The sequence below is a fragment of the Mangrovicoccus ximenensis genome (assembly GCF_003056725.1).
Classification (GTDB): Bacteria; Pseudomonadota; Alphaproteobacteria; order Rhodobacterales; family Rhodobacteraceae; genus Mangrovicoccus; species Mangrovicoccus ximenensis.
In genome coordinates, this window is the sequence record NZ_QBKZ01000026.1 from 1 (window position 1) to 16,450 (window position 16,450).

A 16,450-nucleotide genomic window follows, 5' to 3' on the forward strand; every position below is an offset into this window, starting at 1 on the left:
AGCGGCTCCGCCCGGCTGTCCTGCGAGGCGCTGCACAGCCCCGCCAGCCGCGGCGCCAGCCCGAGATTGCAGTAATGCGCCGCGTCGATCTTGCGGAAGGCGGTCGCGGACAGGTCGAGCATGCTGCCATCGGTCTTGGCGAAGATCTGGTCCCAGCCCTCGTCGCGGCGCATCCCTGTATCCACCTGGTGCGTGGCCTTGATCTCCACCAGCCCGGGCCACTGGCCGGCCGGCAGCTTCAGCACATGCATCAGGATCCGGAAGGTGTAGAGGAACAGGAAGAAATGCCGGATCCGTTCCTTGGTGTGGCCCACGATGGCATGGCGCAACGTACCGGCCAGGACGACGGCGCTGGGGCTCGGGTCGATATGCTCGCGCCCCGTCTTCCGGCGCTTGGCCTCCGTGCCGCTGCCCTGGAACTTGCGTTTCTCCGCCATGCGCCTGCCGTCCTCCTGCCGGATCCGTTGCGGCGCCGCCCCCTGCCCCGGGCCCGCCCTTCCTGATCACCTTGCACGCTCTGCCGGGCCCGCAGCCCCGCGTCCGGACGGATACCGCCCGGAGGCTACACCGGCGCCCCGGCCGGACAAAGCGCAAAGGCGGCCATGGCCGGGCGGCTTGCATCCGGCCTCCCCCGGGTTCATGGATACCGGCGACAGACGCAGGAGTCCGGCATGGCCATCAGCAAAGAGATCCGCACCTATTTCAACGGCACCTGGCACGAGGGCGATGTCGCGGTCATGCGCGCGGCAGATCACGGCGCCTGGCTGGCCTCCACGGTCTTCGACGGCGCGCGTTTCGTCGACGGCATGGCGCCCGACCTGCTGGCCCATTGCGACCGCGTGAACCGCTCGGCCGAGGCGCTGCTGCTGAAGCCGACCCACAGCGCCGGAGAGATCGCCCGCCTCGCGCTCGAAGGCTGCGCGCTCTTCCCCGAGGGCTCGGCGATCTACATCCGGCCGATGTACTGGGGCATCGACGGCAACGAAACCGCGGTGCAGCCCGACGGCTCGGCCGGTTTCGCGATCTGCCTCGAGACCGTGCCGATGGCCCCGCCCGCGGCCGCGCAGCGCCTGACCACCACGCGCTTCCGCCGCCCGACGCTGGAGGTCGCGGTCTGCAACGCCAAGGCCGGCTGCCTCTATCCGAACAACGGCCGGATGCTGGCCGAGGCCCGCGCCAAGGGCTATGACAACGCGCTGGTGACCGATGTCGCCGGAAACGTGGCCGAAACCGCCACCGCCAACGTCTTCATGGTCAAGGACGGCGAAGTCTTCACCCCGATCGCCAACGGCACCTTCCTGTCGGGCATCACCCGCGCCCGCCACATCGCCAACCTGCGCGCCGACGGCTTCGCGGTGCACGAGGCGGTGCTGACCTATGACGATATCCGCGGCGCCGACGAGGTGTTCCTGTCGGGCAACCTCAACAAGGTGACCCCGGTCAGCGAATTCGACGGCACGACCTATGCCCACGGCCCGGTGACCAAGCGCGTGCTGGAGCTCTACTGGGCCTGGGCCAGGGCCGATGCCGCGGCGGAGCCGGTGCCGGCCTGAGCCCGGCCTTGCCAAAGGCGGCCCGCTTGCCCAAGGTGCCGCGAGCCCGGTTCCGGCAGGAGGGATGCTGATGCGCAAGTTTCTGGTCGTGCTCGACGACAGCCGCGAATGCCTCAACGCGATGCGCTTCGCGGCGATGCGCGCCGCCCATTCCAGCGGTGCGGTCGTGATCCTCTCGGTGATCCCGCCGGAAGAGTTCAACCACTGGATCGGCGTCAGCGACATCATGCGTGCCGAGGCCCGCGAGCGCATCACCGCGCATTTCGAGGTCTTCGCCAAGTGGATGCGCGACCGCCAGGGGATCGACCCGGAACTGGTGATCCGCGAGGGCGAGCCCTACCACCAGGTGCTGGAGCAGATCGCCGAGGATACCGAGATCGGCGTGCTGGTGCTGGGGGCCTCGACCGAGTCGGGCGGCCCGGGCCCGCTGGTCACCCAGCTGATCAAGTCGATGCACGCGCTGCGCGTGCCGGTCACCGTGGTGCCCGGCAACCTGTCCAAGGAACAGCTCGAAGACATCACCTGACCCCTGCGCGGCTCCGGTGGTGCAGCCATGACCGTCCGGCATCGCTGCACCGGCCCTGTTGCGCCGAACCCCGCCGCCTTCGGGACGGCTGCGGGCGGCCGGTGCCGTTCAATGGCCAATGCACCAGAGGCCGGGCGCGCGGCGCCCCTGCGGCAAGCGACAGGGCCGGGACCAGGAAAAACTGGCTTGCCAGCTCGCGCGCCGAGACCGCCGTCCGGCGCAATGCCTTCAGTCGGGCAAGCACAGGACCCACGGTGCGGCTTCCGCCAGCCCCGGGCTGCCGGAGACAGGTCCCCGCCGCCGCGGCGGGCCGGCGCGGAGTTCCGCTGCGGAGCGAGGGCGATCACGCAGTTTAGAACGGTTCCAAACCTTGACTCCGCGCCCCGCCCCGCGCATATCCAACGAAACGGAGGCGCGCATGTTTATCCAGACCGAGTCCACGCCGAACCCGGCGACCATGAAGTTCCTGCCCGGCCAGGCCGTGCTGCAGGCAGGGACGGCCGATTTCCCCTCTGCCGAGGCGGCTGCGAAATCGCCGCTGGCCTCGCGCATCTTCGAGGTCGAGGGCGTCGTTGCCGTCTTCTTCGGCCATGACTTCGTCACCGTCACCAAGGACGAGGCAACCGATTGGGACCACATCAAGCCCGCCATCCTCGGCGCGGTGATGGAGCATTTCCAGTCCGGCGCCCCGGTGATGGAAGGCGAGCAGCCCACCGCGGCGGGCCATGCCGACCATGACGGCCCGGATGGCGAAATCGTCAGCCAGATCAAGGACCTGCTCGACACCCGCGTGCGTCCTGCAGTGGCCCAGGATGGCGGCGACATCACGTTCCACGGCTTCGAGAAGGGCATCGTCTACCTGCACATGCAGGGCGCCTGCGCCGGCTGCCCCTCCTCCACGCTGACGCTGAAGATGGGCATCGAGAACCTGCTGCGCCACTACATCCCCGAAGTCATCGAAGTGCGCCCGGTCGCCGTCTGACCTTGGCCGCGCTTCTCGCCTTCGACACCTCCGGCGCGCATTGCGCCGCGGCCGTCCTCCGGGACGGCCTTGTCGTTGCGTCCCGGACCGAGACGATGGCCAAGGGCCAGGCCGAACGGCTGATGCCACTGGTCGAGGAGACGCTGGCCGATGCCGGGCTGGCACTCGGCGATCTCGAGGCTGTCGCGGTCGGCATCGGCCCCGGCAACTTCACCGGCATCCGCCTGTCGGTCGCCGCCGCGCGCGGCCTGTCTTTGTCGCTGGGCATTCCGGCGATCGGCGTCTCGACGCTGGAGGCGCTGGCCGAGGACGGACCGCGGCCGATGCTGGCGGTGCTCGATGCCCGCCGCGGCGCAGACAGCGCCGCCTTTTCGGCAAGCTGTGCCCGGCGGGCCTCCTTCAGCCGCGCCTCCTCGGCTTCGGCGGTCTCAAGCGCCTTGCGCAGCGCCTTCAGCGCCGGGGCCTGGATGTCGATCGCCTTGATCCGGTCGGAGACCTCCTTGATCTCCTTGCGCAGCCGCGCGCACGCCGTCAAGCACCGCCGACAGCCCGCCGATCCCCGCCGCGGCGGAGAAAAGCAGCGTGCCGATCTCGCCCTGGGCGCGGACGATTTCCTCGCCGCCAGTCTCGATCGTGGCATCGTCGAGGCAGAGCAGGCTGCGATAGGCCGCCTCGTCGAGCCCGCCCAGCATCGTGCCGAGCGCGGCTTCGGTCAGCACCGCACCCGCGCCGTCGAGCAGCGTCCCCGACTTTCCCGGCACCCGCGAGAAGGCGCGCGCCCGGCCCTCGTGTTCGAGCAGCCCCGAGACCTTCAGCGCATTGCGGCCATGGCGGAAGCCGTAGGGCTCGTTCTTCGGCTTGAAGCCGTAGAGAAGCCGCAGATAGGCCTCCATCGTCGTGGTCTTGCCGGCCTCGTTCGGCCCGTAGACGATGTGGAAATCCGGTTCGCCCGCCGCGGCGGCGCCGAAATCGAAGCGCCGCCCGGCGAAATGGCCGAACATGTCGAGCGTGAGTTCGCGCAGCCGCATCAGTCCCCGGCCCCTGTCATCCGTGCCACCATGTCTGCGGCGCCATCCTCTGCCAGCCGCGCGGCCAGCTTCGCCGCCGCCTCGCCATCCGCCGCCAGACGGTCGACCTGCTCGCGCGGCAGCACCTTGCGCAGCTCCGCCAGCATGTCCTCGAGCGCGCGCTGCGCGGTTTCGGCAAAGGCTTCTCGCTCCGCTCCGCCAGCTGCTTGCGCCCCGCGCCGTCGGCAGCCAGCGCCGGATGCCAGATCACCCGCACATGGCCGCGGTGCCGCGCCGAGAGGAGCTGCAGCAGATGCGGAACCATGTCCATGTCGCCCCACCAGCCATGGAAGCGCGGATCGGCCCCCTCCGGCGGATGGTAGGCGATGGTCAGCGGCTGCACCTTCGTCCCCGGCGCCGCCGCATCGAGCGCGGCGAACATCGCGCTGCGGAACCGCACGACGCGGCGGCCGTCGGTGCTGGTGCCCTCGGGAAAGACCATCAGCCGGTGTCCGGCAGCGAGCCGCGCCTTCAGAAGCGCCGCCTGCGCCGCCGAGGCGCGCGGATCGCGCGAGATGAAGACCGTCCCGGTCGCCTTCGCCAGAAGGCCGATGCCGGGCCAGCCCGCCACGAGGCGGTGGACGGGCTCAACACCCTGATCGACTTCCGCTACCAGCAGCATTTCTTCGCCCAGAACGGCCAGGGCGGCATGGGCCGCCAGCGCACCGGCAAGTCGGGCGACGACATCGTGCTGCGCGTGCCGGTCGGCACCGAGATCATCGAGGAAGACGAGGAAACCGTCATCGCCGACTTGACCGAGCTGGGCCAGCGGGTCGTGCTGTGCCGCGGCGGCAATGGCGGCTGGGGCAACCTGCATTTCAAGACCGCGACCAACCAGGCGCCGCGCAACGCGAATCCCGGCCAGCCGGGCGTCGAGCGCACCATCTGGCTGCGGCTGAAGCTGATCGCCGATGCNGGGCTTGCTCGGCCTGCCCAATGCCGGCAAGTCGACCTTCCTGGCCGCGACCTCGAATGCGCGGCCGAAGATCGCCGATTATCCCTTCACCACGCTGCACCCGAACCTGGGCGTGGTCGGCATCGACAACACCGAATTCGTGATGGCCGACATTCCCGGCCTGATCGAGGGCGCGCATGAGGGCCGCGGCCTCGGCGACCTGTTCCTCGGCCATGTCGAGCGCTGCGCGGTGCTGCTGCACCTGATCGACGGCACCTCGGAAACCGTTGCCGAAGATTACGAGACCATCGTCACCGAGCTGGAGATGTATGGCGGCGACCTCGCGGACAAGCCACGGGTGACGGCGCTGAACAAGATCGACGCGCTCGACGACGAGGAACGCGCCGGGAAGCTTGCCGAGCTGGAAGAGGCGGTCGGCGGCCCGGTCTTCGCCATGTCCGGCGTGACCGGCGAGGGGCTGCAGGACGTGCTGCGCGCGGTGCGGTCGCAGATCGACGGCGACCGCCTGCGCGAACGGAAATCGAAGGAAGAACCGGAAAAATGGCGACCCTGACAGGGGCACGACGCCTTGTCGTGAAGATCGGATCGGCGCTTCTCGTCGACCGGGCAANAAGGCCTGCGCGTGGACTGGCTGAAATCGCTGGCCGAGGACGTCGCCTGGCTGCGCGGCACCGGCACCGAGGTGGTGCTGGTCTCTTCGGGCTCGATCGCGCTGGGGCGCCGCGTGCTTGGGCTGCCCGACGGCGAGCTGCCGCTGGAACAGGCCCAGGCCGCGGCCTCGGTCGGGCAGGTGCAGCTGGCGCGCGCCTATGAGGACGCGCTCTGGGCGCATGGCCTGCATTCCGGCCAGGTTCTGGTGACGCTCGCCGACAGCGAGAACCGCCGCCGCTATCTCAACAGCCGCGCGACGCTGAACCAGCTCCTGACGCTGGGCGTGGTGCCGGTGGTGAACGAAAACGACACGGTCGCCACCGACGAGATCCGCTATGGCGACAACGACCGGCTGGCCGCGCAGGTCGCGGTGGTCGCCGGGGCCGACCAGCTGGTGCTGCTGTCGGATGTCGACGGGCTCTACACGGCGAACCCGGTGCTCGATCCGGCGGCCGTGCGCTTCGATCTCGTCGAGGAGATCACGCCGGAAATCGAGGCCATGGCCGGGGAGGGTGTCTCGGGCGTCTCCAAGGGCGGCATGATCACCAAGCTGATGGCCGCGCGCACCGCCACGGCGGCGGGCTGCGACATGGCGATCACGCTGGGCGCGACCGACAACCCGCTGCGCGCGCTGCAGGACGGCGCGGCCTCGACCTGGTTCAAGGCGCAGACCGATCCGGCGACTGCGCGCAAGGCGTGGATCCTGGCCATGAAGCCGCGCGGNCGAGGTGGTNGATCGATGCCGGTGCCCGAACCGCTTTGGGCCGGGGCAAGTCGCTCCTGCCGGCGGGGGTCACCAGCGTGTCGGGACACTTCGGACGGGGCGAGCCCGTGACCATCCGCGACTCGGGCGGAGCCCGTGTCGGCGTTGGTCTTTCCAGGTATACTTCGTCCGAGATCGGCGCGATTGCTGGACGACAATCACGTGACATTGCCGAAATTCTGGGCTATTCGGGAAGAGCTGCGCTCATCCACAGGGACGATATGGTGTTATGAAGGACCTTGAAACGGTTTCCGAGTTGTTGGCTTCCATGGGACTGCGTGCGCGGTCCGCGGCTATGGAGCTGGCGACTGCCGGGCCAGAGCGCAAGCAGGCGGCCCTGACAGCCGCCNGCCGATGCGGTTTGGGAACGCCGTCAGGACATCCTCGAGGCCAACGGAAAGGACCTGGAATACGGGCGCCAGAAGGGCTTGACCGATGCCATGATGGACCGGCTCAAGCTCGACGAGGCCCGCATCCAGGCCATCGTCGACGGGCTGCGCACGGTCGCGGCCCAGCCCGATCCGGTCGGCGAGGTGATGGAGGAGTGGGACCGCCCCAGCGGCCTGCACATCCGCCGCGTCCGCACGCCGATCGGCGTGATCGGCGTGATCTACGAGAGCCGTCCGAACGTGACCGCCGATGCCGGGGCGCTCTGCCTGAAATCGGGCAATGCGGTGATTCTGCGCGGCGGCTCCGAGAGCTTCCACAGCTCCGGCGCGATCCATGCCTGCCTGCAGGCCGGGCTGCGCGCGGCCAAGCTGCCGATCGATGCGATCCAGCTGGTGCCGGTGCGCGACCGCGAGGCCGTGACCGAGATGCTGCGCATGACCGACCATATCGACGTGATCGTGCCGCGCGGCGGCAAGGGGCTGGTCGGGCTGGTCCAGCGCGAGGCGCGGGTGCCGGTCTTCGCCCATCTCGAGGGCATCTGCCACATCTATGTCGACCAGGCGGCCGATGTCGAAAAGGCGCGCCGCATCGTGCTGAACGCCAAGACGCGGCGCACCGGCATCTGCGGTGCCGCGGAATGCCTGCTGATCGACCGCGCCTTCTTCGAAGAGCACGGCNCCGGGCCTGATCGAGGACCTGATCGCGGCGGGCGTCGAGGTGCGCGCCGATCCGGCCCTGCAGGCCGTGNGCGGGAACCGTTCCGGCGGAGGACGGGGATTTCGGCAAGGAATTCCTCGACATGATCATCGCGGCGCGGGTCGTCGAAGGGGTGGACGAGGCGATTGCCCATATCCGCACCTACGGGTCGAACCACACCGATTGCATCATCACCGAGGATGACGCCGTGGCCGAGCGCTTCTTCGCGCGGCTCGACAGCGCGATCCTGATGCGCAACGCCTCGACCCAGTTCGCCGATGGCGGCGAGTTCGGCATGGGCGCCGAGATCGGCATCGCCACCGGCAAGATGCATGCCCGCGGCCCGGTCGGCGCCACGCAGCTGACCAGCTTCAAGTACCTGGTCACCGGCGACGGCACCATCCGCAGCTGANTCCCCGCCNGCCGCGGCAGNCCCCGTCAATAGCTGACGAGGATGTCGCGGTCGCGGAACTGCAGCTCCGGCCTGCGGCCGGTGGCGGACATCATTTCCGGCGCGAGCGCGAATTGCACCTGCGCCGGGGAAATCTCCGGATCGGCCCCGGGCATCGTCAGCATCTCCCACAATTCCGGAACGATCTTCAGCTTCGCGGCCAGCCCGTGGATGCGCCAGGTGCCGTCTTGGCAGGTGACGATGATTTCGCCGCCATAGGGCATCGCCGCTTCCATGCACTGGATCAGCAGGAAAGCCAGCTTNCGCCTCGGGGCGCNGGCACNCGGGCCGCTGCAGTTCCAGGCGATCTTCAGCCGCCCGCCGCGGGTGATGTCGTCGAGAATGCCGCTGATCTCGGGGCTGCCCATCGCCTGGTCGCTGCTCGACGCGCCGTAGGCGATGCGGTAGAAGCGGACCCGTGCATTGGCATTGGCGACGCTCTCCGCGATCAGGGACATCTCGGCGCCGTCCNGTGCCGGTCATGGAAAGCAGCTCCAACCCATTGCCGATCGCGCCCAGCGGGCTGATCAGGTCATGGCAGATCCGGGAACCCAGCAAGGCGGTCAGCTCATGTNGCATTCTTCGTCATTCCTCGCTCTTTCCTCCGGGGGACCGGCCATGATGAATTCGCTTCTCGAACCGGGCATGCTGGTCCGGCATCCGACCCGGTCCGATTGGGGCCTCGGACAGGTTCAATCCAACATAAATGGTAAAATCACCGTTAACTTCGAGCATGCAGGCAAGGTCGTGATCGACGGGGCAGCGGTGGAACTGGTGCCGGAATTCGACCCCTGACGGTGTCGTGGTGATGGCCGGTATGCGTCATGCCGACAGCTTAGGAAGACAGGTTCTGCCGCGTCAAGCCGTGACGCAGGCATCAATTCGAATGTGGTAATTTTTGGAGCTGCACCCGTGACACTGACCGAAACCAGACCGGCTCCGGCGGCGCCGGAATTCGAGGTCCGCCTGGCGCGGAANCGACGGCGAACTGCGCGCCTCGCAGCGGCTGCGCTACGAGGTCTTCGCCGAAGAGCTGGGCGCGTCGGGGCCAATGGTGGATCACGCGGCGCGGCTGGAACGCGACCGGTTCGACCCGGTCTTCGACCACATGCTGGTCTTCGACCATGCCCGAGGCGGCACGCCCGAGGAGCAGGTGGTCGGGGTCTACCGGCTGCTGCCGGGCGAGCGGATCGGCGAAACCGGCGGTTTCTACGGCGACGGCGAATACGACCTGTCGGTGCTGAAATCCTCGGGCCGCAAGCTCCTCGAGCTCGGCCGGTCCTGCCTGCACCGCGACTACCGCGGCGGGGCGGCGATGTTCCATCTGTGGACCCAGCTTGCCGCCTACACGATCGAGCGCGAGATCGAGATCCTGTTCGGCACGGCCAGCTTCCACGGCACGGATCTCGACGCCCTCGCGGCGCCTCTGTCGCTCTTGCATCACCGCCACATGGCGCCGGAGGACCTGCGGGTGCGGACGCTGCCGGAATTCCACCAGACGCTGGCGCGGATGCCGGAGGCCGAGATCGACAAGGTCGCGGCGATGCGCCAGGTGCCCGCTCTGATCAAGGCCTATCTGCGGCTTGGCGGCTTCGTCGGCGACGGCGCCTTCGTCGACCGCGAGTTCAACACCACCGACGTTTTCCTGGTGCTCGACACCGCTCGGATGAACGAACGCCAGCGCGCAATCTACGCCAAGGGGCTCTGAGCGTGGGCGTCACCTGGCAGTCGGACACGCCGCCGGTCACCATNGGCGCCGNCAGGGCGCCGCAGGCTGGCTGCGCGTGGCGCTGAGGGGCATTCCGGTGATCCTGGTCCTTGGGCTGGGCCTGATGCTGACCGCGCTGCTGCGGCTCGCCGAGGCGCCGCTCTGCCGCGGCTCGCGCCCCGTCACGCCCTGGATCACTGTCGCGGTCTGCCGGACCGCNGCTGAAGGGGCTCGGCCTGCCGCTCTCGGTCGAGGGGCGGCCCGACACGCAGGCGCGGCTCCTGGTGTCGAACCACGTTTCCTGGACCGACATCTTCGTGCTGAACGCGCTCGGGCCGCTCTATTTCGTCGCCAAGTCCGAGGCGAGCACGCCCTGGATATTCGCCGCGCCCAGCTCCTGCGCCACCGGCGCTGAGCCCCCGCGCCGGCATCGGATTCCGCAGGAAGGCCCGACCCGGCTGTCCTCCGGACGGAGACCCGCGCTCAGCCGCGCCGGGCTGTCTCTCCGCGGTTGGTCCGCCGCGGGGCGGCCGGCGGGGTCAGGCGAAGGATTTCGCGCCCATGTAGAGCGCCACGGCGAAGATCGCGTGGTTCTGCAGCGTTTCGTTGATCCGCTCGGCCTGGTTCGGCGTGTTCCCCGCGAGGAAGCCGCCGCCCATCGCCGGGGTCAGGATGCAGAGGCCGGCAAAGGTGGTCAGCACCAGGCCGATGAGGATCGCGGGCCAGACGGTCGGGGCGTCGATATATCCCATGCCCCAGAACAGCGGCAGCATCGCGGCATAGGCAATGCCCACGGCGTAGTGGAACGCCCAGCCGACGGCGTATTCGCCGCGCGAGGGCGGATCGCTCCGCGACTGGTCGAGCATTGCCTGCCCGCGCGCCAGCCCCAGAACCCAGCGGCCCACCATGCCCCAGGGCGAGCCGCTGCGGCCGCGCAGCCGGTCGGTGGCGAGCTTCCAGAGATCGAAGACGAGGGTCGCGGCGATGCCGGCGACGAGCGAGAAGAGGACGAAACGCATCATGGGGGCTTTCCACTTGTGAACCGGCCCGCTCTAGCATGCCGGGGCGGGGCTGTCTTGCGGCGGCCGGTCACCGCCGCCGCAAGACAGCGTCATTCCGGGGGCAGCAGCCCCGGCCCGGGCCGGTCGTCCTTCAGCGCCACGCCGGTCGCGCCGATCTCCCGCGCCCGCAGAACGAGATAGGCCAGAAGGTCGGCGGCGGCGGCATGGGAGAGCCCGCCATTTCCATGGATGTTCGACACGCAGTTGCGGGCACTGTCGGGCAGGCCGACGCGCGGCGCGAAACTCAGATAGGCACCGAGGCTGTCGGAGACCGAAAGCCCCGGCCGTTCGCCGATCAGCATCAGGCAGAGCCCGGCGCCCATCGCCTCGGCCACCTCGTCGCCCGCCGCCACGCGGCCTTCGCGGACCAGCGCCACCGGGCCGATCTCCAGCCCCGGCAGGCCAGACCGGCCGCGGCCTCGCCTCCTGGCAGGACGAGACCGGCCCGGCGCTGGTGCCCCCGGGCAGCGCCGATTGTTTCGTGGTCGAGGCGGAGCGCGACGTGCTCAACGCCCGGATCGGACAGCGCTTCGACCGGATGCTCGAGCTCGGCGGATGGGACGAGGCGCGGCGGATGGAACCGGACTGGGACCCCGACCGGCAATCCTCCCGCGCGATCGGCGCGCGGGAGCTGATCGAGGCGATCCGGGGCGGCATGGCGGAGGCCGAGGCGATCGAGGCGGCAAAGCTGGCCACCCGCCAATACGCCAAGCGCCAGAGAACCTGGATGCGCAGCAAGATGGCCGCCTGGTCAGCCGTCGCTTCCAAAAATTAACCCTTTATTCATGCGATGGGCATGTTATCGCAGGAAAGGCCTTGGCCGCAGCGCCCGAGCGCTATCCGGCCTTGGCCGAATCTGTCCCATTTCCTAGTATTCTGCAGAGTTGCGAGGGAGATCCCATGTTTGACGCGCAGTACAGCGAGAACGTATCCCACCCCCTTAGGGTCGTGCCGCTGTCCCAGCTGGCCCGCGACGGCGGCCTCGGGCTCGGCGCCGAGCGCAGCTACATGGCACCGGTGCTGTTCTGGATCGCCCATGGCCAGGGCCGCATCAGCGTCGGCGGCAAGCTGCGCGGCTTCACCGGCCACAATGCCATCTTCCTGCCCGCCAACCAGGCCCACGGCATCGAGATCTCGCCGCGCTGCCAGGGCACGGCGGTGTTCTTTGCCGAGAAGGCCATGCTGCCCTTCCCGCAGCACGAGCTGCATCTGCGGATGCAGGGCGTGCAGCCCCAGTCCGAGATGAATGCGCTGATCGAGGATCTGCGCCACGAATCCCAGAATGACAGCCCCGACCGCGACCTGATGCTGTTCCACCGCGCGGCGCTGATGCTGCTCTGGCTGAACCGCCAGTCCGGCCGCCCGCATGTGCCCAGCGTCCAGGTGTCGGACATGCTGCGCGCCATCGCCCAGCCCAAGCGCTGACGCGGTCCTGCGGGGAGGCCCGCGAAGAAGTGTCTTGCCGCGCCGCGGCTGCCGCCTCATCCTCCATCCAGGCCGGAGGCCTCTGCGCCAGGTTCCGGCCACGCACCGTCTCCGCCGTGACGAGACCGCCGCGCCCGAAGGAAGCGACCAGATGAGCCATGCCCGCCGCCCCGCCGCCCTGCCCCATGCCGCGCTAGCGGAACTGCGCCGGTGGCCAAGGGCTTGCGGCCGGGATTGACCAGCGGGGCGCCGTCGGGGCGCACCAGCGGCGCCTTGCCGGCGAAGCCCGGATTGCGCATTTCGCCCAGCCCGTCGGCCTCCCAGTCGGCGCCGGTCAGAACCGCCAGCACACCGGGCATTTCCGCTGCCGCCGCCGTGTCGATGCCGAGGATCCTTGCATGGGCGAGCGGCGAGCGCACGATGGCGGCATGGACCATCCCCGGTAGCTTCAGGTCGTCGGCATAGCGGCCCCGGCCGGTCAAGAGCCGCGCATCTTCGTGGCGCGGATTGGCCTCGCCTGCACTGAATTTCATGGCATTCCCCTCCTCCCGGCGCGCCACTTGCGGCGCGAAATGTCCTGTCATTTGGAGCCAATGCAATTTCCGTACCACCTGGGCAGCTTGCGATCAGGGGCCGGCAGCAGGGGACAATTCGGGTGCAAGGCGTTGAGGATGGCTTGGGTAGTCCCTCCTGACGGCACCTGCGCCACGGTGATCTGGATGGGATCAGGAGGTTTGGATGAAGAGAGACGTCTCCATCCTCGGCTGCACGGAGCAGCCGGAACTGGCGAAGGTGTCTTCCGCAAGACGCTGCCGCGCAGGCAGTTCGGGGAATTCATGAAGGCCCTGCCCAAGTTCCGGGTGGCACTGGAGGCCTGCGGGACGGCGCCGCGCCGGGCCAGGCTGCTCTCGGAGGCCGGCCATGACCTCTGCCTGATCTCGGCGAAATTCGCGAAACCTTTCGTCAGGACGCAGCGCGAGGTGGGGTCCGGAACCGCCGGGGACCTTTTCCCCGGCGATTGAATGACCTGCGTGAAGTCGTTCGGCCAGCGGCTCATGTCCCTCGACGTCTGCCGCCAGGTTGCCGAGGTCCGGATCAGCGCATTCGCGGCTGCGCCCGGACCAATGGCGCTTGCCGCTCCTTCCTGGACCGCTTCGCGCCCCCGGCGTCCCGGTCACCGTGGCGCTCGGATAAATGTGCCCGGGAAGAGGGGAACCGCGGGGCTAAGCTGATTTGAGCATCAGCGCCCGGATGCAAGAATATCCGGACATGTTGCGCGGCCGCCGACACCCGGTGCGCCGGGCTGCCGGCCATGACGCCGAATGCCGGTCCTAGGGCCGTTCGAACCGGTGGACGCGGTCGATCAGCACCGGAACCAGCGGCATCACGATGAAGATCCGCACCAGGTGGAAGGCGGTGATCAGCGCCACGTCGACGCCGAGGAATTTCGCCGTCAGCGCCATCTCGGTCACGCCGCCGGGCGTCGAGGCCAGCACCAGCGTCTGCCAGGAGAGGCCCAGAAGCGGCGCCAGCGTGGCCGAGATCACCGCCGAGGCGGAGATGAACAGGAGCGTCGAGATCACCGAGGCCGTCATCAGCCGCCCGGCGCTGCGGAAGAGCGAGCGCCGGAAATTCGAGCCGAGCCAGGTGCCGAGCACGACCTGCGCCGCCCAGAGGATCACCGACGGATAATCCGGCAGGTCCAGCCCGGCGGCGGTCACGGCTGAGCTGACCGCCAGCGGCCCGAGGAAATAGGGGTTCGACAGGCCGAGCTTGCGGAAGGCCGCCATGCCCGCGAGGCTCAGCGCCATCAGCGCGCCGGTCCCCAGCGGATCGAAACTGCCGACGAAGCGGTTGCCCGACAGCCCGTGATGGCCGTCGAGCGCGACGATGGCCATCGGCACCAGCACCACCACCGTGGCGATCCGCATGGTCTGCGACAGCACGATCGGCGCGGCGGGAAAGCCGTAGCGCTCGCCGATCACCGCCGCCTCGACCGGGCTGGTCGGCAGGGTCGCGACCATTGCCGAGCTGAGGCTGATCCGTCCCATGCGCGACAGCAGAACCGCAATGGCGAAGGCAATGACGATCAGCAGGAAGGCCATGCCGACGAGCATCGGCGCCATTTCCAGGAGCGAGGCGAAGACGGCCGGAGAGAAGGCCAGCCCGACCTGCGACGCGACGATCCCCTGGCCGAAGGGCCGGGTCTTCACCGGGATGCGGACATCGATCCGGTCGTTGAACAGGAGCAGCGCCGTGGCGACCAGCGGGCCGATCATCCAGGGCAGCGGCAGCCCCGCCAAATGGAAGACGAGCCCGCCGAGGCTGGCGGCAAGGTAGACGAGGGCGAGTTTCAGGGGGGCCGGAACGGTCGGCATCGGCAAGGTCTTGTCCTTCGCGGCAGCGGCACGCCCGGCAGGCAGGCCGCAGGCCGGGCAGGACACAAATGCTGCAATTTCCGTGCCAAGACCAGCCCTTGCAGTTCTCAGGACAATTACGCGAAATGTCCTGTCATTTGGCACGGGCTTTGCGCCGCCCGGCCCGGAGCGCCCGCGCGGGCGGCAAGGGAGGACAGGACGAACCATGACAGGCCAAAGCTACGACTACATCGTGATCGGCTCGGGATCGGCGGGGGGCGTCTGCGCGGCGCGGCTGAGCGAAAGCGGGCGCTACCGGGTGCTCTGCCTCGAAGCGGGGACGCGGACCAGCAAATATGTCTTCACCCGTCCGCCGGCCGGGACGGTGTTCCTGATCGACAATCCGGAGGTCAACTGGCGCTACCGCTCCGAGCCGGATGACTGCCATGGCGGACGGGCGATCTACGTGCCGCGCGGCAAGATGCTGGGCGGCTCGAGCATGATCAACGGCACGATCTACAACCGCGGGCAGCGGCTCGACTACGATACCTGGGCGCAGATGGGCTGCCGCGGCTGGAGCTATGACGACGTGCTGCCGCATCTCAAGGCGATCGAGAGCACCGATCTGGGCGAGGATGCCTATCGCGGCCGCTCGGGGCCGGTGCGGGTGACCGAGGCGGCCAAGACCTCGCCCTTCTACGATCTCTTCATCCGCGCGGCCGTGGCGGCGGGCATCCCGTTCAACGCCGATTACAGCGGCGAACGCCAGGAGGGCGTGGCCATGGCGCAGCAGACCGTGGCCCGCGGCGAACGGCAGGGGGTGGCCAATTGCTATCTCGAACCGGCGGCGCGGCGGCCCAACATGGACCTTGTCTCGGGGGCCGAGGCCGAGGAGCTGATCTTCGAGGGCAAGCGCTGCGTGGGCGTCCGCTACCGCCGCGGGGGCGAGATCCGCGAGGCCCGCGCCACCCGCGAGGTCATCGTCTCCTGCGGCGCGGCCAACACGCCGAAGCTCCTGGAACTGTCGGGGATCGGCAATCCGGACATCCTGGCCGAACACGGCATCGTGCCGCGCCACGAGCTGCCCGGCGTCGGCGAGAACCTGCGCGACCATTATGCGGCGATCCTGAAATGGCGTTTCGCCCGGCCCGGCCTGTCGCTGTCGAAGCGCGGCCGCGGGCTGGGGCTGGCGATGGAGGTGCTGCGCTACGGGCTGACCCGCACCGGCTTCATCTCGCAGGGGATCGGCACGATGCGCGTCTTCGCCCGGTCGCGTCCCGAGAAGGAGGAGCCCGACATCATGATGGTCGTCGCTCCCTTCCTGATCGAGATGAAGACCGGCGAAAGCCGCCGCATGTCGAAGGAGGACGGGTTCTTCATGTATTCCCACATGCAGCGCACCGAGAGCACCGGGCGGATCCACCTGCGCTCGGCCGACCCCGCCGACCCGCCGAAGATCGAATTCCGCTTCCTCGCGACCGAAAACGACCGGCAGACCGCCATCGCCGCCGTCCGCCGCGCTCGCGAGATCGTGGAGTCCGAGCCGATGGCCTCGGCGGTGGCCGAGGAAATCGCGCCGGGCAAGGCGGTGCAGAGCGACGCGGAAATCCTCGACTTCATCCGCAGCGCCGGGCAGATCACCCATCACATGGTCGGCACCTGCCGGATGGGCCACGACCCGATGGCGGTGGTCGATGACCGGCTGCGCGTCCGCGGGATCGAGGGGCTGCGCATCGCCGATGCCTCGATCATGCCGACCGTGCCGTCGGGCAACACCAACATCCCCTGCATGATGGTCGGCGAGAAATGCGCGGCGATGCTGCTGGAAGATGCGGCGGCCGCGCTTGAGGCGGTCCCGGCGTGACCGGGGCCGGGATGGCACCGGGTTTGCGTCAGTCCGGGCG

Annotated in this window: 16 protein-coding genes and 5 pseudogenes; 13 read left to right on the forward strand and 8 right to left on the reverse strand. The window is 69.0% G+C overall.

What is annotated here, in order from left to right:
* Positions 1 to 437: hypothetical protein (locus C7T91_RS29910; RefSeq protein WP_145963071.1), on the reverse strand; the 437-nt coding region annotated here is incomplete at its 3' end.
* A gap of 234 nt (positions 438 to 671) precedes the next feature.
* On the opposite strand from C7T91_RS29910, the gene C7T91_RS29915 reads away from it, so the two are divergent.
* From C7T91_RS29915 to tsaB, 4 genes and pseudogenes are all read left to right on the forward strand, one after another.
* A complete protein-coding gene (locus C7T91_RS29915; RefSeq protein WP_108263485.1) occupies positions 672 to 1,553 on the forward strand; it encodes a branched-chain amino acid aminotransferase in 882 nt (293 codons plus the stop codon).
* Between the two features lie 70 nt (positions 1,554 to 1,623).
* Positions 1,624 to 2,079: a universal stress protein gene (locus tag C7T91_RS29920; RefSeq protein WP_108263552.1), complete on the forward strand. Its 456-nt coding sequence runs from the start codon at positions 1,624 to 1,626 to the stop codon at positions 2,077 to 2,079.
* A 418-nt stretch (positions 2,080 to 2,497) separates the two neighbouring features.
* On the forward strand, positions 2,498 to 3,061 hold the full coding sequence (locus C7T91_RS29925) for a NifU family protein (RefSeq protein ID WP_108263486.1): 564 nt from the start codon (positions 2,498 to 2,500) through the stop codon (positions 3,059 to 3,061).
* A gap of 2 nt (positions 3,062 to 3,063) precedes the next feature.
* Positions 3,064 to 3,354: pseudogene (gene tsaB / locus C7T91_RS29930) on the forward strand (tRNA (adenosine(37)-N6)-threonylcarbamoyltransferase complex dimerization subunit type 1 TsaB); the annotation flags it as partial.
* A gap of 135 nt (positions 3,355 to 3,489) precedes the next feature.
* On the opposite strand, the gene C7T91_RS29935 reads toward tsaB, so the two are convergent.
* On the reverse strand, positions 3,490 to 4,089 hold the full coding sequence (locus C7T91_RS29935; RefSeq protein WP_108263487.1) for an AAA family ATPase: 600 nt from the start codon (positions 4,087 to 4,089) through the stop codon (positions 3,490 to 3,492).
* A 16-nt stretch (positions 4,090 to 4,105) separates the two neighbouring features.
* A complete protein-coding gene (locus C7T91_RS29940) occupies positions 4,106 to 4,750 on the reverse strand; it encodes a 1-acyl-sn-glycerol-3-phosphate acyltransferase (protein ID WP_108263553.1) in 645 nt (214 codons plus the stop codon).
* Here C7T91_RS29940 and obgE point away from each other — a divergent pair.
* From obgE to C7T91_RS29955, 3 pseudogenes are all read left to right on the forward strand, one after another.
* A pseudogene (obgE, locus tag C7T91_RS37470) lies at positions 4,700 to 5,597 on the forward strand (GTPase ObgE); the annotation flags it as partial. The gene C7T91_RS29940 and the pseudogene obgE sit on opposite strands and share 51 nt — an antisense overlap.
* Positions 5,585 to 6,691, forward strand: a pseudogene (gene proB / locus C7T91_RS29950) (glutamate 5-kinase). The pseudogenes obgE and proB, both read left to right, overlap by 13 nt.
* Positions 6,688 to 7,956: pseudogene (locus C7T91_RS29955) on the forward strand (glutamate-5-semialdehyde dehydrogenase). The pseudogenes proB and C7T91_RS29955 overlap by 4 nt, the downstream one beginning before the upstream one ends.
* Before the next feature lie 26 nt (positions 7,957 to 7,982).
* Here the strand turns inward: C7T91_RS29955 and C7T91_RS29960 are convergent.
* Complete coding sequence (locus C7T91_RS29960) at positions 7,983 to 8,453, reverse strand: histidine phosphotransferase family protein (protein ID WP_236638617.1); 471 nt, start codon at positions 8,451 to 8,453, stop codon at positions 7,983 to 7,985.
* 163 nt (positions 8,454 to 8,616) lie between these two features.
* On the opposite strand from C7T91_RS29960, the gene C7T91_RS29965 reads away from it, so the two are divergent.
* Entirely contained in the window at positions 8,617 to 8,790 is a 174-nt protein-coding gene (locus C7T91_RS29965) for a DUF3553 domain-containing protein (protein WP_108263554.1), read from the forward strand.
* A gap of 256 nt (positions 8,791 to 9,046) precedes the next feature.
* On the forward strand, positions 9,047 to 9,703 hold the full coding sequence (locus C7T91_RS29970) for a GNAT family N-acetyltransferase (RefSeq protein WP_330848911.1): 657 nt from the start codon (positions 9,047 to 9,049) through the stop codon (positions 9,701 to 9,703).
* A gap of 539 nt (positions 9,704 to 10,242) precedes the next feature.
* Here C7T91_RS29970 and C7T91_RS29980 read toward each other — a convergent pair.
* Positions 10,243 to 10,725: a DUF2938 family protein gene (locus C7T91_RS29980; RefSeq protein WP_108263488.1), complete on the reverse strand. Its 483-nt coding sequence runs from the start codon at positions 10,723 to 10,725 to the stop codon at positions 10,243 to 10,245.
* An 89-nt stretch (positions 10,726 to 10,814) separates the two neighbouring features.
* Positions 10,815 to 11,165, reverse strand: coding sequence for an ethanolamine ammonia-lyase light chain EutC (locus C7T91_RS29985; protein WP_108263489.1), 351 nt, complete (start codon positions 11,163 to 11,165; stop codon positions 10,815 to 10,817).
* Between the two features lie 14 nt (positions 11,166 to 11,179).
* Here C7T91_RS29985 and C7T91_RS29990 point away from each other — a divergent pair.
* Together C7T91_RS29990 and C7T91_RS29995 are read left to right on the forward strand one after the other, a co-directional pair.
* A pseudogene (locus tag C7T91_RS29990) lies at positions 11,180 to 11,539 on the forward strand (tRNA (adenosine(37)-N6)-dimethylallyltransferase MiaA); the annotation flags it as partial.
* A 125-nt stretch (positions 11,540 to 11,664) separates the two neighbouring features.
* On the forward strand, positions 11,665 to 12,189 hold the full coding sequence (locus tag C7T91_RS29995; protein WP_145963072.1) for a cupin domain-containing protein: 525 nt from the start codon (positions 11,665 to 11,667) through the stop codon (positions 12,187 to 12,189).
* 56 nt (positions 12,190 to 12,245) lie between these two features.
* On the opposite strand, the gene C7T91_RS40215 is transcribed toward C7T91_RS29995, so the two are convergent.
* Complete coding sequence (locus tag C7T91_RS40215) at positions 12,246 to 12,722, reverse strand: hypothetical protein (protein ID WP_108263555.1); 477 nt, start codon at positions 12,720 to 12,722, stop codon at positions 12,246 to 12,248.
* 303 nt (positions 12,723 to 13,025) lie between these two features.
* On the opposite strand from C7T91_RS40215, the gene C7T91_RS30005 reads away from it, so the two are divergent.
* Entirely contained in the window at positions 13,026 to 13,211 is a 186-nt protein-coding gene (locus C7T91_RS30005) for a hypothetical protein (protein ID WP_108263492.1), read from the forward strand.
* Between the two features lie 309 nt (positions 13,212 to 13,520).
* On the opposite strand, the gene C7T91_RS30010 is transcribed toward C7T91_RS30005, so the two are convergent.
* Complete coding sequence (locus C7T91_RS30010) at positions 13,521 to 14,567, reverse strand: AbrB family transcriptional regulator (RefSeq protein WP_161556167.1); 1,047 nt, start codon at positions 14,565 to 14,567, stop codon at positions 13,521 to 13,523.
* A 205-nt stretch (positions 14,568 to 14,772) separates the two neighbouring features.
* Here C7T91_RS30010 and C7T91_RS30015 point away from each other — a divergent pair, with 205 nt between their 5' ends.
* A complete protein-coding gene (locus C7T91_RS30015; protein ID WP_108263494.1) occupies positions 14,773 to 16,410 on the forward strand; it encodes a GMC family oxidoreductase in 1,638 nt (545 codons plus the stop codon).
* Positions 16,411 to 16,450 lie beyond the last annotated feature (40 nt).